At 55.0% G+C, this 20,624-nt stretch carries 27 protein-coding genes and 1 pseudogene; 1 reads left to right on the plus strand and 27 read right to left on the minus strand.

Annotation, left to right across the window (positions count from 1 at the left end; genetic code table 11):
- Positions 1-2: 2 nt before the first annotated feature.
- The 24 genes and pseudogenes from MHZ97_RS16695 to MHZ97_RS16810 all read right to left on the minus strand — a co-directional run bounded on the left by MHZ97_RS16695 (position 3) and on the right by MHZ97_RS16810 (position 16,659).
- Entirely contained in the window at positions 3-905 is a 903-nt protein-coding gene (locus MHZ97_RS16695) for a hypothetical protein (protein WP_239315098.1), read from the minus strand.
- Positions 905-1,585, minus strand: coding sequence for a DUF2612 domain-containing protein (locus tag MHZ97_RS16700; RefSeq protein ID WP_239315099.1), 681 nt, complete (start codon positions 1,583-1,585; stop codon positions 905-907). The genes MHZ97_RS16695 and MHZ97_RS16700 overlap by 1 nt, the downstream gene beginning before the upstream one ends.
- Entirely contained in the window at positions 1,582-2,781 is a 1,200-nt protein-coding gene (locus tag MHZ97_RS16705; protein ID WP_239315100.1) for a baseplate J/gp47 family protein, read from the minus strand. Before MHZ97_RS16705 ends, MHZ97_RS16700 begins: the two co-directional genes overlap by 4 nt.
- Positions 2,781-3,134: a hypothetical protein gene (locus MHZ97_RS16710; RefSeq protein WP_239315101.1), complete on the minus strand. Its 354-nt coding sequence runs from the start codon at positions 3,132-3,134 to the stop codon at positions 2,781-2,783. The genes MHZ97_RS16705 and MHZ97_RS16710 overlap by 1 nt, the downstream gene beginning before the upstream one ends.
- Positions 3,134-3,886: a Gp138 family membrane-puncturing spike protein gene (locus MHZ97_RS16715; RefSeq protein ID WP_239315102.1), complete on the minus strand. Its 753-nt coding sequence runs from the start codon at positions 3,884-3,886 to the stop codon at positions 3,134-3,136. The genes MHZ97_RS16710 and MHZ97_RS16715 overlap by 1 nt, the downstream gene beginning before the upstream one ends.
- Before the next feature lie 55 nt (positions 3,887-3,941).
- Positions 3,942-4,313 (minus strand): hypothetical protein, encoded by a 372-nt coding sequence (locus MHZ97_RS16720; protein ID WP_239315103.1) that lies wholly within the window; start codon positions 4,311-4,313, stop codon positions 3,942-3,944.
- Positions 4,310-5,086 carry a hypothetical protein gene (locus tag MHZ97_RS16725; protein WP_239315104.1) on the minus strand — a complete coding sequence of 259 codons (777 nt, stop codon included), beginning with the start codon at positions 5,084-5,086 and terminating at the stop codon, positions 4,310-4,312. Before MHZ97_RS16725 ends, MHZ97_RS16720 begins: the two co-directional genes overlap by 4 nt.
- Positions 5,087-5,176: 90 nt before the next feature.
- A complete protein-coding gene (locus tag MHZ97_RS16730) occupies positions 5,177-5,518 on the minus strand; it encodes a hypothetical protein (protein ID WP_239315105.1) in 342 nt (113 codons plus the stop codon).
- Complete coding sequence (locus tag MHZ97_RS16735; RefSeq protein ID WP_239315106.1) at positions 5,518-6,579, minus strand: hypothetical protein; 1,062 nt, start codon at positions 6,577-6,579, stop codon at positions 5,518-5,520. The genes MHZ97_RS16730 and MHZ97_RS16735 overlap by 1 nt, the downstream gene beginning before the upstream one ends.
- Before the next feature lie 2 nt (positions 6,580-6,581).
- Positions 6,582-6,887 carry a phage baseplate plug protein gene (locus MHZ97_RS16740; protein WP_239315107.1) on the minus strand — a complete coding sequence of 102 codons (306 nt, stop codon included), beginning with the start codon at positions 6,885-6,887 and terminating at the stop codon, positions 6,582-6,584.
- 9 nt (positions 6,888-6,896) lie between these two features.
- A complete protein-coding gene (locus tag MHZ97_RS16745; protein WP_239315108.1) occupies positions 6,897-7,466 on the minus strand; it encodes a phage baseplate protein in 570 nt (189 codons plus the stop codon).
- Positions 7,466-9,514 (minus strand): transglycosylase SLT domain-containing protein, encoded by a 2,049-nt coding sequence (locus MHZ97_RS16750; protein ID WP_239315109.1) that lies wholly within the window; start codon positions 9,512-9,514, stop codon positions 7,466-7,468. The genes MHZ97_RS16745 and MHZ97_RS16750 overlap by 1 nt, the downstream gene beginning before the upstream one ends.
- Entirely contained in the window at positions 9,504-9,656 is a 153-nt protein-coding gene (locus MHZ97_RS16755; protein WP_048784607.1) for a DUF6889 family protein, read from the minus strand. Before MHZ97_RS16755 ends, MHZ97_RS16750 begins: the two co-directional genes overlap by 11 nt.
- 44 nt (positions 9,657-9,700) lie before the next feature.
- Positions 9,701-10,117, minus strand: a complete 417-nt coding sequence (locus MHZ97_RS16760) for a phage tail assembly chaperone (protein ID WP_239315110.1) — start codon at positions 10,115-10,117, stop codon at positions 9,701-9,703.
- A 3-nt stretch (positions 10,118-10,120) separates the two neighbouring features.
- Positions 10,121-10,561 (minus strand): DUF3277 family protein, encoded by a 441-nt coding sequence (locus MHZ97_RS16765; protein WP_239315111.1) that lies wholly within the window; start codon positions 10,559-10,561, stop codon positions 10,121-10,123.
- 10 nt (positions 10,562-10,571) lie between these two features.
- Positions 10,572-11,717, minus strand: a complete 1,146-nt coding sequence (locus MHZ97_RS16770; protein WP_239315112.1) for a DUF3383 family protein — start codon at positions 11,715-11,717, stop codon at positions 10,572-10,574.
- Between the two features lie 3 nt (positions 11,718-11,720).
- Complete coding sequence (locus tag MHZ97_RS16775; RefSeq protein ID WP_239315113.1) at positions 11,721-12,278, minus strand: hypothetical protein; 558 nt, start codon at positions 12,276-12,278, stop codon at positions 11,721-11,723.
- A complete protein-coding gene (locus tag MHZ97_RS16780) occupies positions 12,259-12,642 on the minus strand; it encodes a head-tail adaptor (RefSeq protein WP_239315114.1) in 384 nt (127 codons plus the stop codon). Before MHZ97_RS16780 ends, MHZ97_RS16775 begins: the two co-directional genes overlap by 20 nt.
- Positions 12,629-13,177 (minus strand): hypothetical protein, encoded by a 549-nt coding sequence (locus tag MHZ97_RS16785; protein ID WP_239315115.1) that lies wholly within the window; start codon positions 13,175-13,177, stop codon positions 12,629-12,631. Before MHZ97_RS16785 ends, MHZ97_RS16780 begins: the two co-directional genes overlap by 14 nt.
- The gene (locus MHZ97_RS16790) at positions 13,174-13,578 is read right to left on the minus strand and encodes a DUF4054 domain-containing protein (protein ID WP_239315116.1); all 405 of its coding nucleotides are present in this window, start codon (positions 13,576-13,578) and stop codon (positions 13,174-13,176) included. Before MHZ97_RS16790 ends, MHZ97_RS16785 begins: the two co-directional genes overlap by 4 nt.
- Positions 13,544-13,924, minus strand: coding sequence for a hypothetical protein (locus tag MHZ97_RS16795; RefSeq protein WP_239315117.1), 381 nt, complete (start codon positions 13,922-13,924; stop codon positions 13,544-13,546). The genes MHZ97_RS16790 and MHZ97_RS16795 overlap by 35 nt, the downstream gene beginning before the upstream one ends.
- A gap of 37 nt (positions 13,925-13,961) precedes the next feature.
- Positions 13,962-14,900, minus strand: a pseudogene (locus MHZ97_RS16800) (DUF2184 domain-containing protein).
- A 14-nt stretch (positions 14,901-14,914) separates the two neighbouring features.
- Positions 14,915-15,409, minus strand: coding sequence for a hypothetical protein (locus MHZ97_RS16805; protein WP_239315118.1), 495 nt, complete (start codon positions 15,407-15,409; stop codon positions 14,915-14,917).
- An 11-nt stretch (positions 15,410-15,420) separates the two neighbouring features.
- Positions 15,421-16,659 (minus strand): DUF2213 domain-containing protein, encoded by a 1,239-nt coding sequence (locus tag MHZ97_RS16810; protein WP_239315119.1) that lies wholly within the window; start codon positions 16,657-16,659, stop codon positions 15,421-15,423.
- Positions 16,660-16,735: 76 nt separating this feature from the next.
- On the opposite strand from MHZ97_RS16810, the gene MHZ97_RS16815 reads away from it, so the two are divergent.
- Positions 16,736-17,128, plus strand: coding sequence for a hypothetical protein (locus MHZ97_RS16815; protein WP_239315120.1), 393 nt, complete (start codon positions 16,736-16,738; stop codon positions 17,126-17,128).
- On the opposite strand, the gene MHZ97_RS16820 is transcribed toward MHZ97_RS16815, so the two are convergent.
- The 3 genes from MHZ97_RS16820 to MHZ97_RS16830 form a co-directional block, all read right to left on the minus strand.
- Positions 17,121-17,651, minus strand: a complete 531-nt coding sequence (locus tag MHZ97_RS16820; protein ID WP_308544784.1) for a phage minor head protein — start codon at positions 17,649-17,651, stop codon at positions 17,121-17,123. The genes MHZ97_RS16815 and MHZ97_RS16820 overlap by 8 nt on opposite strands.
- A 64-nt stretch (positions 17,652-17,715) precedes the next feature.
- Positions 17,716-19,191 (minus strand): DUF1073 domain-containing protein, encoded by a 1,476-nt coding sequence (locus MHZ97_RS16825; protein WP_239315122.1) that lies wholly within the window; start codon positions 19,189-19,191, stop codon positions 17,716-17,718.
- Positions 19,192-19,193: 2 nt separating this feature from the next.
- Positions 19,194-20,411: a PBSX family phage terminase large subunit gene (locus MHZ97_RS16830; RefSeq protein WP_239315123.1), complete on the minus strand. Its 1,218-nt coding sequence runs from the start codon at positions 20,409-20,411 to the stop codon at positions 19,194-19,196.
- Positions 20,412-20,624: the final 213 nt, after the last annotated feature.

Genomic DNA, 20,624 nt, shown 5'->3' on the forward strand with positions numbered 1-20,624 from the left:
CATTATGCGTACTCCCAAATTATGATTAAGCCTTGAGTCCCGTTTCCACCTGCTCGCGTCGTTCCAGATGATCCTGAGTTGGCTCCGCCACCGCCACAGCCATAGCCAGTAGCAGGGAACCCGTCCCCTGCAGATGCCCTGGCCGCACCTCCATTCCCTGGATAAATTTTACTGGAGCCTCCGAAACCACCTACCGATACTGCTGATGTATAGACAATCCCGCTGTTACCATTAGGGCCTGCTGCATTGATGTCTCCACCTGATGCAGTTCCTCCAAACGAGCCCGAGATTACAGATGAGACAGATGCCGCCCCCACAGGCCCACCACTTCCTCCACCTGCGTTTATTGTCAGAAAGGTAGTCGCTGATCCATTGCCACCGTTATTTGCGGTCGTACCAGTCCCGCCACTACCGATGATGTAGTTTGCACCTGCAAAGCCAGTCGTAAAGGTTGCCATAACATATGCACCAGAACCACCGCCGCTTCCTGAAGCTTGCTGCCCTGAAGTTGTAGCAGCACTACCGCCACCAGCACCGCCCCCTCCAATCGCTTCAACAATTATCGATTTGGTTCCGATTGTTGGTGTGTAAAATCCTGAGCTTGTTAATATTTTCTTTCCTAAAAGCCTACCGGGAGTCAAAGCTGTCATGCTTGCTTTTAGATTTGCCAGTATCGCGGCTACATTACCATTATCAAGAACGTCCACATTCGCTGAGTCTGAAATGAATTGAGCTAAAACATAGGCCATTGCCGAAGACTGACGAAGGACCTTGTTGATTTGTGCGGAAGACGCTTTGCCACTTTGAAACCCGCTAAGTAATGCAGCCAGTGCCTCATAGTCAGCTTGGCTGGTTACGTTTGCGCTATTAGTGTTTGCAAACGCCTTAAAGTTGTTTGTAGCCATTAAAGTGTCACTCCCCATGCGCCGTCATCAAATCCGGCAATATATTCATTGTCCATATCGAAGCCGAAGAATTTCGACCCAACTGATGGTGTTAAAATAGAAGGCGTTTGAACGTCCCCAGCCCATACTCCGGCAGCTTTAACTGTCAGGTAGCCTTGTTTGATAGCAGCCAGAAGCTCGAGTGAAACCTGGCTGATGTCCTCTTCCGGGAATACCCAGACTGAGATGGTCATGTCCTGGTTGTCGACGATTTGCATTCTCAGGCCTGAACCATCAAGCGCGGTTTCTAGAATCGCCGGCAGCGAGTCGTTTTGCCCGTCCCAGCTGTTGATGGCTATCTTCGCCTTCAGGACAATACGATAAGTGTCATCACTCAGGCTGGTGAAGCCAGCGTCCGGGTCATACGGTCCTTGCCATACACCCTGATCCCAGCCAACCCCATCGGTATCAAACGAGAAGTAGACGCCGCTGATTGGCTGGCTGACGATTCGCGTTCGCCCAATCCACTCACCCAGAACATCAAGCTGCACGCCTATCGCGCTGTCTATATCGAAGGCAGTGAGCAGATTCTGCAGAGCTGTGGAAGTATCAGTTAGTGGGCGCGTTGACAGGTCGACGTGATCGACAAACAGAGGCTTTCCCCTGTGATAGTTAGTAATCAGGTCGGTGTATTTGCTCATGACGTCACCGTGAGAGCGATATTTGCTGTACTGCAGGATGCTGATTCGTTGAAGGCTATGACGATATTTGCTGCCGCCTGCGAGCCGGTCGACTTGCCAATTGTCAGGGCGTTGATGTCGTAGTATTTCGCGTTGCCGCCGCTCACGACACCGAGGTTTGCCGGTGAATAGATGCGGCTTAACAGGACGTCATCGCCAATTGTCAGGCTGTTGATGTAATCGGCAATCGCCTGTTTAATCTGCTCGCCGATCTGAGTGGTGTAACCGGTGAAGACCTTCAGAGTTATGGCGACATATATCGGAACATCAGTTGATCGTGAGAAGCTGATTGCGTGCGGATTATCGTATTTATCCGGCACAGTGACGGTCGTAGAGCCGTAAGTGGCAACGCCCTGGCCCTTTTTGCCACGGATAGTCTGTGCGATATCCGTAGCGTCTCCACCGTCCACTATTGCCGCGATTGAGTGTGCTGGTATGCCATCACTGTTCACTGCTCCAGTATCGTTCTCGTAAAGCTTGTGGCGAGTTACGCCTGTTACGTTGGCAATCGCGCCGTCGACAGCATCAAACGGCGTCAGCGCAGGAATAGCTACGCTCTGAGCCTGTCGCACACGAAGCTGAGCATCGGTTTCCGCTGCGGAGCCCACAGTAGCCGCGCTGGCATTCGAGACCGCAGTCCATCCACGCGTCGGCGTGTTGATTTTGGTGATGCTGCCGGCAACAGCTGCAACGGCACCGGAATTAGCGCAGGTAGCCGTTACCGTCACCGCCCCGCTTACGTCAATAGTCACGCTGGCCGGCAGGTTCCAGATGACGCCGTTGGCGTCTTTCACCGAGCCATTGGTGATCGTCGTGCCTGCCGTGCCGGTCAGCGTCACGTCAACCGTGGAGTTAGTGGCGGCCTTACGCGCGATGCCGTTGATTTTTACGTTACGCGTGAGGGCGTCAGTCATGCCTGATGACGGCGAAAAAGAGTTATAAACCTGAATTGCAGTATTATTGGCATCATGTATAGCCAGTGCCACAAGCGCGACCATCTGCCCGTCTTTACTGTCAGGCTCGAGATAGGCGTCAGTGCCGTAAATCTGCTGGAAATATTCGGTGATAGTGCTCAGGATTGTCTGGTAATCAGGCGCACTTATCCCTGAGGCGGTCACCGTAGCGGAGAGCCCCAGCGTGTCTAAATTAAGAGCCATTACGCCTCGCTTGTGACTGTCGTCGTTCCGTAGATAGTGTCGATCGTCGCGGTAAACACTACGCGGCGGGATGAGGTATTCAGCGTCGTATCGAACGACCTGATAGAGTTAACGCCTCGCGTCTCAAGGATGCGCTGGCGAATGGCGAGGTTGTACGTTTCCGGCTTCTGTTTGCCCAGCACAGACTGAATCCACGGCGTGCCCTCTGTCGTGTCGAGGAACCACTGCCCGTACCAAAGCAGGAAGCGAGTTTTCACCGCCTGCGCCACCGTTTCTGGTGAGTTAATTAGCCAGGTGTCATCGCCTAGCCCGAAGGTGTAATCACCATCTTCATCTTCGCGTCTGTATCGCATCAGTTCACCTTGCCAGAATTGCCAGTGCCAGACTGCACGCCATTATGGGTGTGCTGGTCACTGATATCTTTGCCGTTGGACTTCAGGCTTCCGATAAACTCGATGGCGCCCGTAATTTTCGCCGCGGTTCCGGTTGCCAGGCTGCCAACCATGCCGCCCATCCACGTCAGCAACCCGTTGATGGTTACAGCCGCGCTAAACTTAGCCAGAGGAGTTGTCACGTTCAGTCCGCCCGGCGCCACAATATTTACCGCGTGGCTGTTTGGGTCGAGCTCGATATAAGCCGCGCCGTCATCGGTGCGCATCTGAAGCGTCGAGGTGCTGATATTGCCTATCACTTCCGCCTGCGACTGAGGACCGATAAACGCGAAGGCGTCGGACAAATCATGCTGCCGAGGGTCGACCGGCTCCTGCACGCCGCCGTTCTGCCACCAGAAGTCGATGCAGCGATCGGAAAACACCACCAGGCACTCGTCGCCAACTTTCACAGGAAAGGTAATGGTGCAGCCGCCACCGCGCGGGAACACCACCGGCACGTCGACGAGCAACGGTAGCGGTGACGATTTAAACTGACCTGCCTCATCAGCAACCTCACCTGATATGGCCGGCTGAACAGTGCAGGTACATGCTATAGGGTCGAACGACTGGATGATTCCAGGCATAGAGACGCGCAGCATGGAGAAGATGGTGTCAGACAGCACCTTCATTGCCTGCTGTTCGCCGCCTGCCAGCGACTGAGGATTGACGGACATATTTACTCCAGGCAATAAAAAACCCGCCGAAGCGGGTCATAATACGGGGAAAGATTTATTTTTTTATTGCATTGATCTTTATAAGTATTTTTCTTACAGCCTCAACAGAACTGTTAGCTTCCGCACTCGTAATGTCTGTATCCAACGAGTAATCCGCAGCTTTACGCTTTTCCTTTTGTTGCTTCAAAACAGCACCAATACAAATTAAATCCATAAGCTCGTATGGCTCAGCTTTTCTGCGAGTCCCTGTCAGCAAGTATTGAACCACACCGTCATGCGTAGTCGGTGGACAATGCTTTAAAATCGCGCATGTTTCATGGTAAAGGGCGTAATATGCACGAGATATTGCACTGCGTGAAAAGTGCTCGTCAGAGTTATTGAGGCAGCTTTGTGCGACCGTAAAGATATCTTTTCCCTGTATACTCATACTGTGTATGGTACCTCTTCACGCTTCTTGCCCCTGTACCAAGCGGTAACATTTTTGTCTACAAAAAATTCAGACATGGCAAGCTCTGTGGCAATATCTATGTCCATATCAGAAAGGACATCTGTATCCTCGCAAAAAACATCGCAGATTACCGCTGCACTTCCATCGGGGCTGGTGTAGTAATCATGCGATACTGCGATAACACCATACTTTTTGGTCAGGTTAGCAACCATCCGGGTTAACTCAGAAATCTGTGAAGTATCTAAATCAGTTGCTTCAATGAATTTAGCGAGTTGAGCGTTTTTCATTTCAACGTCCTCCTGCGCAGCATCTTTATCTGGGCCATCAGGTAACATCGACATTAACCTGCGGGCAAAGTACATAGATAGCTCCCCATCACCATCAGCATAGCTGGCATTGCGTGCAAGGATCAGGATACGTGGATTATTTTCATAACGCCGAGCCAATCTTAGACTCTCTTCACGATAAAGGTCATACTGACCTGTATGACTGAGATAGGTAAGGAAATTGATTACAACCCTATCGTCACCACACTCAGCTCCGGCCTTAAAAAATCTGATGGCTTTGTCATTTTGTTTAGCTGCGCCGTAAGCCAGTCCAAGGAACATGAGCCTCATAGCATCGCTTTCTAAGCGCTCAGCAAAAGCCACTTTGTTCTTCAAAGTAAAAGGATCAAGCTGAACCCCGCTTTCAATATGAAGCGTAAGTTCACTGGCTACTTCTTGTAACCCTTTAAGTTGAGCTGGAATCATTTAATCGCCATGACGTTGTGGAATTGCAAAACTGCTGCGCAAAGTTACAGTATGACTATAGTGTCAGTCAAAGCTAAAAGAGCTTTAGCCTTACTTCACTCGCTGGCAATCATACGTCCAGAACTGGCGCGGTTCGTCCATGTTCGTGCGGACTGCTTCGACGTTGAGGATAGCTTTCCCATTTCGCTTAATGTAGTCCATACCAAGCCAACCTGGCGTATCGGCACGTTGTAGCATCCACTGAACCTGAATGTTGTCGTAATCACTCTGACGATTCAGAAAGGTCACTTTCTGGCTTTCCGGCTTAACTTTGTTGATGCGAAAAAGCCCGTCATCAGGGCCAGCTTCGAGCGAAAATGGTCCGCACGTTGTCACAGCAAAGCAGGGAGACGACAATAAAGCCAGCGATATTAGAACAGAGGTTTTTTTCATTACACCACCCTGCTTTGTGCGGAAGAACTCAGCAAATCCTTTGACCCGCGAGCGAAACACATCATATCCATATACCAAGGCTGCCCGCGGGTGTCGCCATTATAATCGATGGACTTGACGATATATAAGCCATCTGCCGCAATACTTGCAGGTTGTTGCAGTGTGCCGTTTACCGACAGGTTGCCATTCACATTTTCTTCTCTGGCGCGGCCAGGCAATGCCTTCACCTCGTCGGCTGACAGGCTGGCGCGATACACTGAAGCCTGATCAATCTGTACCAGACCATTGAGCCGAATATTCGGGTTTATCAGGCAGCGCACGTTAACGCCTGCCCCCATCGTCTGCTGAGGCATGCCGATGAGCCCTGTATCGCTGTTCAATACGATAGCTTCCTGAAGGTATTTATTGTTCGGCACCATCTGAGCCTGACCATCAACCAGTTGCCAGGTGGCGCCGCACTGCGCCGCAACGTTATCCATCACATCGCGCGTTGACTGGTAAAGCACTCGCCCGCGGGGAAAGACGGTAACAGGCACATCGCCGGTGATGCCTTTCGTCACGCCATACGGGCTAAAGCTATCCATGGCAGCAGAGTGAACATCTGCAGCCGTATATCCGGCTGCCAGCGTTGTGGTAACGCTGGCGTTCATGAAAGCCTGATGCCCGTCGATCGCCTGAATCAGTACCCATGTATCGGTCGGGTTGTCGCGGCCGGTGACAGTAAAGCGAATTTCTCCGCTGAAAATTTCCCCGAAGTTCGTACCATTTGTCTGGCCGACTTGTGACGGGTCAATTTCCGTTGCTACGCCGACCTGGCTACTGTCTACAGCCGCCGGCACACCGTCATAGCCTGCAATGATTTTAATCTTCGCAAACTCTTTGCCCAGAATACGGCTGCAGGTGTCTTTGGAGAGGTTATAAATCTTCACCATCGCAACGCGCGGCCAGCGGGTATCTGTCCACTCAATGCGGAACGTCACCTTGAAGTCACTCAGGCTAATGCCTTCACCACTTTCTGACAGGATTTGCAGCTCGAAGTGGCGCATCCAGTTCTGTGACATGTTTACTCCCTTACAGCCCAGAGGTGGCTGCTGATGCCTAGGTCGGTTTTAGTGGGGTAGTCCTGCGTCGGATCATCGCAAAGCACCACGAGCCCGAAGCCGAGTTCAAGATAAGAAAACGACGCCAGCAGGTTGGCTCCCCTAACCAGAGGAATGCCGGTCACAATGCCTGCGCCGCTGCTGTCGAGTAAATCCATCACCCAGCCCGCGGCGTCACGCCATAGCGTTCTTATTGAGTAATTAACCCCGTTTATCGCCACGGCGAACTGTTGGTTATCAGGTGACAGGGGGATTTCACTGGCCTGCATCGTGTCTCCTTAAAACAAGTCGGAAAGCTTCGATAAAATCGACTGGCTGGCAGTGGGCTTCGTCGACTTAACGCCGGAGTTTTGCACTGCTGAAGTGCTCACGCCCTGCGACATGTCGGCCTTATCCGCTACAGATATCGTCTGCGTTGAAGAGATGATCACCCCGCGCAACGTCAGCGTCGCCATCAGCACGTTTTCCGATGTACGGTCAGTCGTTACATCCAGCCCGCGGATCAGCATGTTGGTGTAGAGGCGCTTGCCGGTTACCACGTCAAACGGCACGCGGCTTTCCTGCAGGTCGATCAGCTGCTGATACACCTCTTTCGGGCTAAGGCCAAGGCTGAGCCCAATCGAGGAAGTATCGAGGAGGTCCAGCAACGAACCGCCGCCAGAAAACCCTATCTCCATCACCAACTCGGGCGGCCTTTTAAAGGCGTGGTCGGCAACAGACGCATCCTTTTCAACGGGATGCTCTGTGATTTCCAGCGTGTCGCTGTGCTTTTCGGTGATCACCACGTCCGGCACTATCAAACCGATTTTTCGGCTCTGTTGTGAAAACAGCGTAGAAAGAATGTCCATCAGCGCGGCCCCGTTCCAAGTGCTTGTGAAAAGCGTGAGTTCACCGCCATCTGCTTGTCGGCGACTTCGCTGGCGGCCCTGCTCGGGTCGTTAACTCCGTGGATATGGATATTAGTTTCCTGGCTGATCTGCGCGCCGCTGGCAGGCATATTGCTGAGAACGCGCGGAATATAATTCCGGGTTTCTTCCGGCATTAGCGCCATGCCATGCTTCTGCACGTTACCGATACCCCAGTTATAAGACGCGAGCGCTTTAGGAAGGTCGCCGTTATTGGCCTTTAAGAGCTGGGCGAGATATTTCGCTGCAGCCTGGGCGGACTTAACCGGGTCAAATGCTTCGTTACCGCGCAGCCCCAAATCCTTAGCCGTGCCGGGCATCAGCTGAAACAGCCCTTGCGCGCCGGCGCCAGACATCGCATTGGGGTTGCCTGCAGACTCGGTGATAGCAACGCTTTTCAGTAATCCCACAGGAAGCTGATATAGCTGCTCGAGTTTACCGAACATCGGTTGCAGCCACCCCAGCAGTTCACTACCTTGCTTGCTTGCCTGAGGCCGCCTGAAAGACTGCCCGTATTGTTCAACCGGGCCATCTACCAGATAGATGCGCTCTGGTCCAGGGTCTTCCGCTGCCATCGGCTGGACAGAGCTATCACCGAACCATCTTTTCATGGCTGCCCCGATACTGCGTGGGTCGAATCCGGTTTTTCCCTTGATATAGTCTGCGGCACTGTCCGCGCTGGCGGAGACGGCAGGCAATGCATCGGGGTTACCCTGCCCCTGATTTATCAGCTCGCGCCCGATCGCGTAGGCATCTTTCCATCGTCCGTCTTTAATGGCGTTGAGCAGGCGCGCTATCCCGTCCAGCATTTTGGACAGCTCGCCAAGGTTCTCCATGAGGTTGCTCATGTCCCATTTGGCTGTCCATGTCTGCGGGTCGATACCGAGCAGGCGCATAACGGCATCTTTCAGATCGTCGACGCCTTTAATGGCGCCCTTAATCTGCGGCTCCCACTTTTTCCAGTCGATGAGTGACTGGCCGCCTTCCTTCCACGTTTTGTAATCGTCGTAGAGCGCCAGAATGGCAAGGCCAAGGGCGGTTATCATCCCTATCGGCGACATCACGAACGCACCGTTCAGGATGCGCCAGGCAATAACGAGCGTGCCGAACACCTCAATAAGGCGCTGCGTTGACTTATCCAGCGATGACCACCACTGCATGATGTCGCCGCCAGCCTGAATCAGCCGATACACGACACGCCCGATTACCTCAGCAAGCCACAGAATGCCTTTAACGCCGCTGGTAATCGTCTGCTCAATCTTCGGGAAGTTGTCGACGATTTGCTTGCGCAGGGTATCGATAGAACCTGACAACCCCTCCGCCAGGTTAGAGCCGATCTTGTCGCGTGCCATCCCGGCCATCTGGCCGAACGCACGCAGAGACGTCATGAAGCGGTTAGCGCTGGCGGCAGCCTGGTCAGCATTAAAACCGATAGCTTTCGCCATTTGCGTATACTGCGCGCCAAACTGGCCCATCCCGCGGCGCATTGCCATCAGCGTGTTTTCATCTATGCCCAGCATCTGCGCATACTGATTTGCGCGGTAGTAAGGCATTTTATTCAGCTGCTGGCCGACGCCTGTGAAGATGGACGCCATATCACGCATGTTGCCGCTGGCGTCACGCGTCTGTACACCAAGGCGATTCAGGAAGCCTTCGGCGCCGGGGTTGTTACGCATGAAGCGTGAAAGGCTTTCCAGCGAACCGCGCGCAGCTTCTGCACTCGACCCGGCCTGAGCTGCGGCATAGCCGATCGCCTGAATGCCCGCGACCGTTGCGCCTGTGCGCTGAGATGCCCAGTAAAGCTGGTCGAGGCCGCTGGCGATTTTGGTGGTATAGGCCAAAACTGACAGCGCGGCAGCCTCAGTGGCAGTACCGAGTTTCACTACTTTTAACGTAGTACCGGCCACTACTGCATCAAACTTGCGCGCTCCAGCGTCATCAACCTGAAAGCCGAGGCTTACCAGAAAATCCTTGATAGTCTCAGCGTTCATTTGCCTCTCTCCAGCGCTCTATGCGGTTATTGTTGTCTGCCTTCAGGTCGAGCCAGTCATTCATTCGTGCAATGTCTGCCAGGTCTACCGAGCCATCCTTCAGGGCTGAATAGCTGATGTACCCGGCATCAACCGGGCGCATCAGAAAATCTTCGCCATCAGGAAGTGATTCCAGCGTCAGACCGCTTACTGGGGCGCAGTCTCGCTGGCGGGGAGTACGGGCAAAAAATTTCCCAGGCTGTCGCCTACCACCCGACCAACCATCTGCAGCATGCTCATCAGATCGATGTCATCAAACATCAGTTGCTCTTGCGACATGACCGGCGCCCAGGTTTTTCCGTTCTGGCGGGAAACCACTGACAGGCAGGGGAAGATGATGGCGTTCGTGTCTTCTTCAGACATGCCCGCCAGTGCATCGGCGATTTTCGGCAAGGCAGTTTCCATCGCCTTATACATATCGCCGCCCTGAGATGCTGCCTTGATGCCCTGAAAATCGGCCAGCACCCCGGCAAGAACCGGGAGCAGCTTGCGAGAAACTTTCAGCTGGTCGAAGACGCTGAGCTTCGCGGTGCGGTACTGGACGCCCTTGATTTCAAATTCCATGAATTAATACTCCCCTAGAACTTCGTCGATTTTGCCGCAATCAAATACCCATGCGACGGTCCCGGCTACTTTCGGGTTGTTCCAGTCTGGCTGGCGCTGGAATGCCACTGCGCGCGCGGTAACGATGTCACCAGACGCCTTATTGCGCATGACGATCACGTTGTTACCCCACAGGGACGAAGACAGGCTCTGCGCGTTATACATCAGCGAGAGCTTTTTGTTTTGCGGTGAGGTCTTGAGCAGGTTCACGGTGATAGTTCCCGATTTACCCGCGTGCAGGCTGTGCATCACCTCGCCATCGGCACCGGTTGTCATGGTGTTTTTGGCCTCGGTCATGGTGACGGTAATGCCTTCGTCCGAGTTGGCTGAGCCGTAACCCAGATCGATAACGCCCGTTGGCCCGGTCAGGGAGGCGGAGACATCAATAAAGCTATAAGTTGACATTTATATCCCCTTAGCGGACAACGTTAATCTGAACATCAGCGTAATGAACCGCGCCGGCCAGCTTGATGGCAGCCTGAATCAGCGGTGCTTTACGAGCTTCTCGGTCGGCCTGCGCCTGAGAGGAAAGCGGCTGCGCATAGACGTAATAGCCTTTCGTCAGCGTGTCACCCGCGGTGATCTGCCCGATGTCGCCGCCATTCCATACGCCCGCGGCAACCAGACCATTCGATACGGCCTGATCCAGGGACTTCTCCACTACAGTCAGCAAGCGGGTAATACCAGCTTCTGTCTGCGGAATTTTGGTTGTTGAGGTATACAGCGCGTTAAAGAGATCGGTTTGCACGTAGTTCTGCAGCCAGTCCAGGCCGTGGCGCTCATCGAAGAAATCGCCATTGGACATCACTCCTTGTTGCAGAATTGCCGTGTCGTTCGCGTAGTAAACGTAAACGTTCGCGTTTTTCGCGTCGACTGCTGCTGCCTGAGAGCTGGTCAGGGTTTCATACGTCACGCCCGGCTCGGTTTTGAACTTCAGCGTGATCGTGGTGTTGTTGCCGGTGAAGTTGACGGTAAACGCGCGGCCAAATGCTGACAATGCTTCATATTTGCTCTTCGTCGAATACTGAACAAAAGTGCGGCCGTAGCCAGCGGCTTTGAGCGTTGAGGCGATGTCAGTGGTCGAGGCTGAGTCGATAATGCCGGAATCGTCGGACGTTACGGCAAACACGCGGCTGAGGCTTGATGCCTGAATAGCGGCGGCGGTCGCGGTGATTTCCGCTGCGGTGAGGTCTTCGTCGTCGGCAATGCCCAGACCATACCAGTTGGTGAACTGCAGCACGGCGGTGATAGCCTGCGCCAGCGTCTCAACGCTGCCGGATTCAGCCGTCGCCAGGGTTTTAGCCCAGCGCCCCACATAAACTTGTGTCGGCTGCGGAGACTGCGAAAAGTACACCAGTGCGGCAGCATATTCCGGGCTGTCCTCGCCAAAGTCTGCACCGATCTCTTCCGAGCCGGTATACAGACGGATGCGCTCTGACACAGGGATAACCGTGGATGTGCCGAGAATGAGCAGTGAACCGAAATTACGACCCGTCGCCGCAGTGGGCGACATGATCACATCAACGTTTACAACGTTGGATACAGGTAAGCCCTGTGCCATAGATTAATCTCCAAAGAATGATACTGGCGCGCTGACCAGAGATTTGATGCCGTAATCGCGGATAACTTTGCGGCGCAGGCGCACGGTGATGTCGTACCGGCGCACCCACTGGTTATTGATGAGCTCGGGGAAAGCGGTCAGTTCACTGTAATCAGCGAGCGACAGCTCGTTTGTTTTCAGGGTTTCGTTGTTCTGCTCAACCGTCAGCCCGTCACGGAACAGAGTGGCGATTGACTGGCTTTGCGGACCGTAAAACGAGGCGAGCGTTTCGATCACCTCATGCCGCCACAGCTGATTACTGTCATCGGTCTGCCGCACAAATGCGGGACCATCGTCAGCAATGAAGCCGATAATGCCGAACCCGCACCAGTCTACGTCCGCTGCAGGTATTGCCGCCTGAGTCGCTGTCCAGCGCGGGCGAACCATCCCAGCCGGCAGGCCCGATAATGCCCGCACCCACTGGCTGAGTTCACGCTCCAGCGTTTCGTCATATGCCTGCGGCGCGCTGACGGGCGTCAGATATCCGGCTGATGTGCTGCTGTTACTCACGCGGGCCTCCATCAAACGGCTGCAGCTCACAGTGCGCCTGGACGAAACCGGCGCCGTAAGCCGTGTACGGATCGACAAAGGTCACGCGATAGTCGCGGCCGCGATAAGTCACGATGTCGGCATCAATGCCGGTGTTGCCGCTGCTCAGCCGGTAGGTGGTGATAATCAGGATTGCGCCATTAATCACCTGACCGGCCTGCATGCGCCGGGCTTCCAGTGAACGGTCGACCGTCACCACGCCGCCAAACGATGTCTCTGTGGTGGTGTTTCTGGCAAAGCCATCATCATCGACCGTCTGCTCATTGCGCTTTACCACGAGCGTCGTATCGAGAAATTCAGGCGACAGCAGAACGTCAGTTACATCAAGTGTCGGCATCTTTATCCCTCACAACGTGCGTGATTGAGCGGCGGTATTCGCCGGTGTCGATGAGCGGCTTTGCATTGGCATTGTTCGGGGCGTATCCGGCAGCCCGGCTCGCCAGCTCTTTGGCTGCTCCGACGCGCCCTCGCCGCGCTCGATCAGCCAAGGTAGATTCGGCGAGAGGAGTGAAGCCACTTGCAGTGATGAATCTCTTCACACCGTTAGCTGCCACCGTTCCGGCGCGGTCGAGGGACGTCACTGCCCCTTCCGCATTACCTTCCAGCGCCTTCTGCGCGGCCGCCTTCAGGTGAGGCATGAAATCCTGCTCGACCGACTTCACGCCGGGCTTGAGATGGGGCCGCGGCGGAATGTTCTGCGCCGGCGACCCGTTCTCGTTGATGTAGCCGATCGCCGCATTCCCGATGTCGCCATCATCGCGCTCGTCTTTCGACTCCGGGATGCCCACCAGAACATCCTTGTTAGCGAGGGTTTTAAGGGCGTCCAGAATGCTTTGCGCCGTGTCGTCGCGAATGGTCAGGCCTGATTTCATAGCTGAATACCGCCATACCCGAAGAGCATCAGCAGCTGCCAGAACTCCGCGCCGTAGCGGGAGAAGTTCCAGAAGCCAGCATCGGCGTTGAGCGTCGCGCTGTTGTCGTAGCTCACGCTGACTTTATCTACCGACTTGGACGCGACCACACCGCTCGTTGCACCACCAGCACCACCCAGCGTGCCGGCCGCCGTATCTGCGGCATTCAGCACCATGTAATGCGCGACAAACAGCTCTGCCAGATAAGGGAACATGTTCCCCATAGCGGAGCCGTCAATCAGCATGTCTGCGAGGTTAAGGCGAAACTCGATTACTGCGTCGGGGTATTTGGTGTCGTCACTGAACTGCGGGAAGTCGCAGCGAAAATCACTTACTGTCGGCAGATTTCGGTTTCTTGCCATCAGCATTCCCTTCCGTTACCGGTTCAGTTACGGGCGCCTGCAGGGCTGCCAGCTGCGCGGTCAGGTCGGCGATGGTCTGGTCCTTCTCCGCTACCGACTGCTGCAGATCGCCGTGCGCTTTGGTTTTCTCTTCCAGCTGCGCGGTCAGGCTGTCGATTTGTGCCTGAAACTCTTTCATGTCAGCGCTGGCTTTTGCCTTGCCGGTCACATCAGAGTGCGCGGTGACAAACCAGTGATCGGCAACCTTGTCATCAACGGTATGCTCGCCAGCCTCAAAGCGCTGGCTGGTGCCATCTTCAGAGGTGAAATTAAACGGGGTGTGGACGCGAATCGTCTTCTTAGCCATTTGCTGCTCCTGTTGGCCCCTTTCGGGGCCGGATTGGTTAGATGCCGTCCAGATACGCCATGGTTTCCGGGTACGGAGACTCAACTGCGCCCAGCTTGCCGTAGTAGGTGGTCAGCTGGTAAATTCCGCGGTACTGCACCGGCACGCTCAGCAGCGGAACCATCGGGAAGCGCACAAACTTCTTGTCGTTGGTGTACGCCATCATGCGGTCAGTGCCGCCGGTGCCCGCACCTTTCAGCCATTTCACCGCGCGGATGTTCAGCGGTACGCCGTTCTGATGGAAGGCGATGGTGTTGTTCTGCAGGTAAGTCAGCAGCGACTGGTTACCGGCTGATGAAACGATGATGCTGGACAGCAGCGCGAACTGCTCAGGCGGCAGCAGCAGGTCACGCGGGACGATGGTGTAACCAGACGCCGCCCAGGCATTGGAGAGCAGCAGGTTGATTGACGCCCGGATTTCGTCCGGCGTGGACGTTGCCCACGTCTTCGGAGCGTTAGTGACTGCTGCGCCGTTGTAGTTGACGAGGCCTTTCACGCCCAGCTGGCTGTCACCGCGATAAACCTGCTCGTCGGTGTCCATATTCCATTTCAACTGCATCGCATCGTACTTCTGCGTGTCGATCGGGCGACCAACTTTAGCAGCGGCGGCCAGTTCGACAACGGTCCAGCCCAGCTCCATGCCCCACAGGGTCAGAGGGAAGCCGGTTTTTGCGATATCGACGTTCGGACCTGCAATGGCGGTGGAGTCTTTGCCGATCTAGTTTTTACCGTTCGGGTTCGGCGTGCCGGCAGCGGCAAAGGTAGAGTTGGTGAAAGAGCTGATGTCATCAGCGATCGACACGTCTTCGCGCAGCTGGATATCGCGCGACCACGTGTAACCGACCAGCGGCATGTTCAGCTCCTGATCGAGGCGCTCAAGCTCGCCAACCAGGAAAGCGCCAGTACCGTCGAGAGTGGCTTGGTCAAAAGTGTACATATTTAGCGTTTCCCTTAGATGTTGTATGCGATTTCAGCGTTGCCAGCGGCATCGCCTGCGCCAGTGAAAACGGCGTTCGGCAGCACGACAGTTTCGTCGGTGACAGCCGCGCCCAGAATTGCGCCCAGCGGGCTGGCGTCGGTCGGGTTGGCGTTGCGCACATAAACCGGCGCGCCTTTGGTCAGGCCGACTGCAGTGCTGCCGATGTTCACGGTCATGTAACCGCGCTTCATCACGTCACCAGTGAAATTGGCATTTGCGCCAACCTGTCGCGCCATGTCTGGCGTAGAGGTGGTCGGGTAAGGACGTATGTACAGGCCGGTGATTACCGTCGCGGCATCAGATGCTGCCAGCGGGATAAACTTGCCGTCTGCGCTGTCTTTACCTGCCAGGCCGTACTGGCTAAAAGTGTTCGAGGCATTGAGGATAACCGGCTCGGTGGTCAGGTCTTGCGGGCGTGAGATAGCCCCGGCGATGCCTACTGGCATCCGGTACAGGTATGCAACCATGGGTTTTTCCCTTATTTATTCCAGTGGGCGGCGAATGCCTTATTCAGAGCAGCCGGAGAGTTTTTGTTGGATGAGTCATAAAACGATGCACGCGACGCAGTAGCTGGCGCACTGTTACGCGCTTTGGCGATTTCGCTGGCGGATACAAATACCGCGTCCAGCGTTGCCTTTGGCATTTTGGCGAAGTCCGGCGAAGCGCCAACCAGCGGAGCCAACAGCGCCTGGCCTTCCGGTGTTTTGAATGCCGCGTCCATGGTGGAGCGTTTGAACGCAGCCAGCTTGCCGCCTTCCGGCAGTTTCACGCCCGGCAGGATGAGCTCTGCGCGCGCCACAACGCCCTGATGGTAAGCAGCATCGGTAGTTGCGCGAGTTTTCTCTTCCTTCTCATCCGGATCGTCGCTGTCGACGGTTGCCGTAGAGGTCGGGTTGATCAGCTGCTGAACCAGAAGCGCCAGCGCATCGACTTTCGCTTCAAGCTCGCTATTGGTGTTGGCGCCGCCATTTTCACCTTCATCGGTGGTCAGGCCGCCGAGCTCTTTATTCGGTGGCAGCGGCTGCGCGGGGTTGATGGTGATATTGAGCGCGCGTGGCAAGTCCAGTTCCGGCTCAATCAGTTCTGCGGGGGCGTTTTCCATCAGGTCTTCCATGGTGGCGGAATCCCTAGTTTTAATCGCCCGTTTCAGCTGGGTAAGCCAGCCCTGTTTTGTTTTTGCCATTGTATTGCTATCTCCAATTGAACAGCGAATGCCTGCGCGACCATTGGGGACGCCCGCACAGTGGTTACCGATAATTGAGTGCTGCCGCGCCTGCCCCGGCCCTTTCTGCTCGTAGTCGGCGTCGTAGCCCATAGAAATCTGCTCGAGGCCGTTCATTACCTGCTGGATGGCTTCGGCGGTTTTGATGTGAATGTCGCCCAGCATTAAGTCCGACTGATCGCCAGTGCCGCGGCGGACGTTCTGGATATGCCCGTGGGCGTAATCTTTCCAGTTACCCGGATTAACCATGTCTTTCGGGTGGCCCAGCGTAAAGGCCATGCCTTCGAATGAGGCGAGCGTTTCAGGCCGGAACACTTCGTCAGCGTCGCGGATGACAACAATCTCGCCATCCTCATCTCCGATTAGCCCTTCCAATTCGCTTTCGTCGTAGACTTGCGCGCCGGTGCGGGCGATCGGCACGTCTTTGCACAGCAGCGAGCCATCGGCCATCTCAAAGCGAGTGTTGCCGAGGCGCGTAGTGAAGAAATATTGCACAGGAGGCCTTGCATTGCTTATGAAACATGAGTGATATTTACAATTCATCTCAGGCAACTTGGATAGGGACTATCAAATGCTAAGACCCGCACTTTTTGTAAGCTTAGTTTCATTAGTTTATTCTTGGACTTATATTTATTGCAGCCTATTCCCAAATCTTCTTGATTATAAATCTGAAATTATAAAACCTGTAGCAAACCTAATATTTGCCGTTTTTGGGATTGTTTTAGTCTTGAAATCACGGAAAAAGATTTTCGTTAGCAAATCTGATAACGAGATAAATTTTGCACTTGCGTTCGTACCGTTGGTGATTGCAGCAATTGACCCATTTGCAACTTATTTAAGAAGTGATAGTGGTAAGAAACTGTTGATTGAGCACTTTTTGGGAATCTCAGCGCTCGGGTGGGGACTACTCTGCGCAATAATTTTATTTGCGGTTGTGATAGTTGGTATTCGATTTTCTAAATAACTGGCTCTGCATAGCACCGGCAGTTAGGGAACTGGCCAGCGTGGCCGGTCATGCCGTCGAGCGTCGGCGGCTTGGCCCAGTCGACATACTGGCCTTCCATCTGCGTGTGGGAGTGGCGCACGTCGCTGTCGTCAGCAGTGCGCCAGATGTAGCCACGCGAGCCGATGGCGGTTGAGCGCGCCTGGGTGATTGCAGTTGATGCCCGGCCAACTTCAGTACGGGCAATCGTTCGGGCCCGCGCTTCAGTCACTTTGCCGGTGCGCATGATTTCCTGCTTCAGCGTGCTGGAGCGCTTACCTGACACCACAGCCTCAATCGCCTGATTGTGGATGTCGTAAACGTGATCGGCAGCCTGCAGGGGGAGCGATTTGAACAGTTTCACCTGCTCGTCGATGATGCTGCGCGTTACCGCGCCGGTGCCTGAGTTCATCAGCTCACGAAGCCCGGCAGAGATACGCTGTGACCTGTCACGCCACATTGCATCGTCCGCAACTTCCAGCGTGCCTATCAGCCGACTCGACACCGCTTCCGCCCAAGGCTCTATCAGGTCGGCGTAACGCTCCAGCCTGTCCATGATGTCGGTAACGCTATCGTTTGAGCCATCGTACGAACCCTCGACGATTGCCCCCACCGTACGCGCTATCTGTCGTAGCTGTGTTCGCAGTTGCGTCTCGGCGCGCTTCAGGTTCGGTGGTTTCGACGTTATCGAGGTCTTTCTCTGTCGGCGGCGGGAGGTCACTGGCATTATCAATATCCTCATCGCTGATTGTGCCGCCCAGCCCGGTTACGCGGGCCGTTTCCTGTAGGTGCTGCGCGCCGGCTTTCTCTGTCATCAGGCCTGCATCGACAGCTTTCACCGTGGCGTCGACGACCTTATTGGCCGTGTCCGCGCGCTCGCTGTCCGGCGTTTGCCAGAGCTCGTTAAACTCGAACGTGAAGTCATCCGGCAGCGGCTGAGCAAACAGGCTCATGTGCAGAACTTCGAACAGCTTGCGGATCGGGCGGCGCAGTTTGCGCTCCTGCTGCGTCGACACGTTGTCGTAGTAGTTAGCGAGGTCGGTATCGCCAGTTGAGAAACCAGCCGGAGACTGACCGAACAGGCGAACCAGTGGGATGCCGAAAGCGCCAGATACCTGCTGGCCAAACTGAGCCAGCACATCGCTCAGCCCGGCATACGAATAGGTGTGCGCCTCGAACTTGTCGTCGGCGTCCATAATCGTCATGCCTTCATTGCTCTGGTACTGGCGGATCATGTCCATGTGCGACATCAGACCTTTGAAGGCCGGATTGTCTTTGCCCATAGCCAGCAGGGAACGAAGCCCTTTGATGCTGTAAGTGCGCAGGTGAGCTTTGTAGATGAGCTGTGCGACGCCTTGTGTTGTGCTGTCGAATGCCAGCAGACGATCGAAACAGCGCTCAATCACCGACATGCCCCAGTCGTTTTCGGTCAGGCGCTGCTGATATGGCAAAGGGACGCCATCGAAGCGGATCAGCCTGGAGTGATGAATACGCCACGGCGGGATGCCGGTTGCAGACGTCACAACGCGGTAGAACTCAGGCATGCCGAAATCCGGCCCCAGCTCGGTTACGCGACGCTCAGTGGTTGCGTTAAGCATCCAGCGGTCCATCACCATCACGCCTTTGAATGCGCCCGGAGCGATAGCGTCAATGCGCAGAGGCGTCGAGTAGTTCTGTCCGTCTATCAGGATGACGCCTACAGCGCCGCCATAGAGCCGCGCCCACTTCAGCGTGTCATTGAGCGCTTCCCAAAGCGCCATCTCATCCCATGCGTTATCGAGCTGCTTCTTACGGCCGTCTTCCAGCTTGGAGGTGATGGTAACGCCCTTGCGGGTCATGTCATCGGGGATAGCATCAACGCCTGCACCCACCAGCCAGGACGACCGATAAGCCTGCTCAATCAGCAGCCTGTTGCGCGACGTCCAGTTGTTGCGGTAAGTGCCGGCGCCGGACTGGTTTGATTCGTTAACGCCCATGCGGGCGACAAAGTTTTCATAGCTGTCACGCGTCGGTACAGGCTGCGACACGTTTTGTGTTTCGGACATGTTCAGCCTCTGCCAAGTTGCGCCCAAGTGCCAAGGCTGTCAGAGCTGGTGATGTAACCGTCCAGCCCGTAGCGTATGGCGTCTATGCAGTGGTTATGTGCGTCGACAATGACCGGGAGAATTTCGTTGGTCTTCTTGTCGACTTTGTAGGAGTAGAGCCGGAACTCGTCGGCGGTGTGCTTGCAGCGCTCGTGAATGATGATTTCCTCAAACCCTTTCAGGTAGGTGATGCCATCCTCCACGCTGCCTTTCCACTTCGCTGCGGCGTCAATGCTGAAGCCCTGCCGGCCGATGTGGCTGATTGTCTCCGGTCGCGCGCTGTCGGCTTTAATAGGCCAGCGGCGAGCCTCGGGGACTGAATCGTAAAACTGAGCCATTTCGTCGAGTTCTACGCCGACGCCGTAGGCTTCATATTCGATGTAGAGCTTCGTGCCCAGCATGAACATGCGGATCAGCGTGCTCGGGTCATTGGCGAAACCGAAGTCGGCACCGAAGAACAACCGATCAGCCTGCTGCCAGAGGTCATCCGGAAATGCTTCAACGCGGTAGCGCTGCTTGAAGATTACCGCCTCAGATATCGACTTAGGCTTACCCAGCCAGACGTGTTCGTACGCCTCGTAATCGACCCGCTTGCAGTACTCCATCTCTTTGCGGAGCGTCTCAGGCAGATACGGGTTGTCGTAGTAGTTCACCTCAACCGTGATGCTGTCGTCAGGCGGATTCACCACGAAGCGCTGATAAGTCGGGTCCTTCTCTTCGCCGGGGTTGAACGATACCCAGATTTCCGAACCCTCTTTACGGATGGTCGGCACCAGGATGTCCCAAGAATCAGCGGATACAGACTGGGCCTCTTCTACCCAGCAGATATCCACGCCCTCAGTCGACTTAATACCTAGCGGATCGAAGCGCAGCCCCTTGAACAGGAACTCGCTGCCGCAGGCGCTGGTAATCGTCTCATTAGTGATGCGAAACCACGGATTAAGCCCGAGCATTTCAATCTGGTCTTTCAGCAGCTTGTGCACTGAATCCTTGATCGAGTTCTGCACCTCACGAGTACAGAGAACGCGGAGCTTTTGGGAAGCGGCCATGATGACCAGTGCGCGGGCGATACCCCATGATTTAGCGCCGCCGCGGCCGCCGTGAAATGTTTTATAGCGCTTAGGCTTGAACAGCGGTTTGAATTTGGGCGCGAAGCTAAGTCTCTTCTCCGCTGTCGTCATCATCCGCTCCGAAGCTAACAACGAACGTAGGAGCAGCCAGCGGTAATCCGTTGGGGCCGACCAGTTCGTTTTTAACGTTGTCTTTGAATGCCTTGAAGTGGTTTACTGAATTTGGCCACCTGAACAGAGGTGATATGCTCACCTCAGAACATTACAGGTGCCTCAATGAAAAAAAGAAATTTCAGCGCAGAGTTTAAACGCGAATCCGCTCAG

Origin of the sequence: Pantoea sp. ACRSC (genome assembly GCF_022346785.1) — a bacterium.
Taxonomy (GTDB): Bacteria; Pseudomonadota; Gammaproteobacteria; order Enterobacterales; family Enterobacteriaceae; genus Pantoea; species Pantoea alvi.

Bases quoted from the DNA above. Each gene is read 5' to 3' on its own strand.
- MHZ97_RS16695 (WP_239315098.1), bottom strand. From the start codon at position 905: ATGGCTACAAACAACTTTAAGGCGTTTGCAAACACTAATAGCGCAAAC.
- MHZ97_RS16700 (WP_239315099.1), bottom strand. From the start codon at position 1,585: ATGAGCAAATACACCGACCTGATTACTAACTATCACAGGGGAAAGCCT.
- MHZ97_RS16705 (WP_239315100.1), bottom strand. From the start codon at position 2,781: ATGGCTCTTAATTTAGACACGCTGGGGCTCTCCGCTACGGTGACCGCC.
- MHZ97_RS16710 (WP_239315101.1), bottom strand. From the start codon at position 3,134: ATGCGATACAGACGCGAAGATGAAGATGGTGATTACACCTTCGGGCTA.
- MHZ97_RS16715 (WP_239315102.1), bottom strand. From the start codon at position 3,886: ATGTCCGTCAATCCTCAGTCGCTGGCAGGCGGCGAACAGCAGGCAATG.
- MHZ97_RS16720 (WP_239315103.1), bottom strand. From the start codon at position 4,313: ATGAGTATACAGGGAAAAGATATCTTTACGGTCGCACAAAGCTGCCTC.
- MHZ97_RS16725 (WP_239315104.1), bottom strand. From the start codon at position 5,086: ATGATTCCAGCTCAACTTAAAGGGTTACAAGAAGTAGCCAGTGAACTT.
- MHZ97_RS16730 (WP_239315105.1), bottom strand. From the start codon at position 5,518: ATGAAAAAAACCTCTGTTCTAATATCGCTGGCTTTATTGTCGTCTCCC.
- MHZ97_RS16735 (WP_239315106.1), bottom strand. From the start codon at position 6,579: ATGTCACAGAACTGGATGCGCCACTTCGAGCTGCAAATCCTGTCAGAA.
- MHZ97_RS16740 (WP_239315107.1), bottom strand. From the start codon at position 6,887: ATGCAGGCCAGTGAAATCCCCCTGTCACCTGATAACCAACAGTTCGCC.
- MHZ97_RS16745 (WP_239315108.1), bottom strand. From the start codon at position 7,466: ATGGACATTCTTTCTACGCTGTTTTCACAACAGAGCCGAAAAATCGGT.
- MHZ97_RS16750 (WP_239315109.1), bottom strand. From the start codon at position 9,514: ATGAACGCTGAGACTATCAAGGATTTTCTGGTAAGCCTCGGCTTTCAG.
- MHZ97_RS16755 (WP_048784607.1), bottom strand. From the start codon at position 9,656: ATGCGCCCGGTTGATGCCGGGTACATCAGCTATTCAGCCCTGAAGGAT.
- MHZ97_RS16760 (WP_239315110.1), bottom strand. From the start codon at position 10,117: ATGGAATTTGAAATCAAGGGCGTCCAGTACCGCACCGCGAAGCTCAGC.
- MHZ97_RS16765 (WP_239315111.1), bottom strand. From the start codon at position 10,561: ATGTCAACTTATAGCTTTATTGATGTCTCCGCCTCCCTGACCGGGCCA.
- MHZ97_RS16770 (WP_239315112.1), bottom strand. From the start codon at position 11,717: ATGGCACAGGGCTTACCTGTATCCAACGTTGTAAACGTTGATGTGATC.
- MHZ97_RS16775 (WP_239315113.1), bottom strand. From the start codon at position 12,278: ATGGAGGCCCGCGTGAGTAACAGCAGCACATCAGCCGGATATCTGACG.
- MHZ97_RS16780 (WP_239315114.1), bottom strand. From the start codon at position 12,642: ATGCCGACACTTGATGTAACTGACGTTCTGCTGTCGCCTGAATTTCTC.
- MHZ97_RS16785 (WP_239315115.1), bottom strand. From the start codon at position 13,177: ATGAAATCAGGCCTGACCATTCGCGACGACACGGCGCAAAGCATTCTG.
- MHZ97_RS16790 (WP_239315116.1), bottom strand. From the start codon at position 13,578: ATGGCAAGAAACCGAAATCTGCCGACAGTAAGTGATTTTCGCTGCGAC.
- MHZ97_RS16795 (WP_239315117.1), bottom strand. From the start codon at position 13,924: ATGGCTAAGAAGACGATTCGCGTCCACACCCCGTTTAATTTCACCTCT.
- MHZ97_RS16805 (WP_239315118.1), bottom strand. From the start codon at position 15,409: ATGGTTGCATACCTGTACCGGATGCCAGTAGGCATCGCCGGGGCTATC.
- MHZ97_RS16815 (WP_239315120.1), top strand. From the start codon at position 16,736: ATGCTAAGACCCGCACTTTTTGTAAGCTTAGTTTCATTAGTTTATTCT.
- MHZ97_RS16825 (WP_239315122.1), bottom strand. From the start codon at position 19,191: ATGTCCGAAACACAAAACGTGTCGCAGCCTGTACCGACGCGTGACAGC.
- MHZ97_RS16830 (WP_239315123.1), bottom strand. From the start codon at position 20,411: ATGACGACAGCGGAGAAGAGACTTAGCTTCGCGCCCAAATTCAAACCG.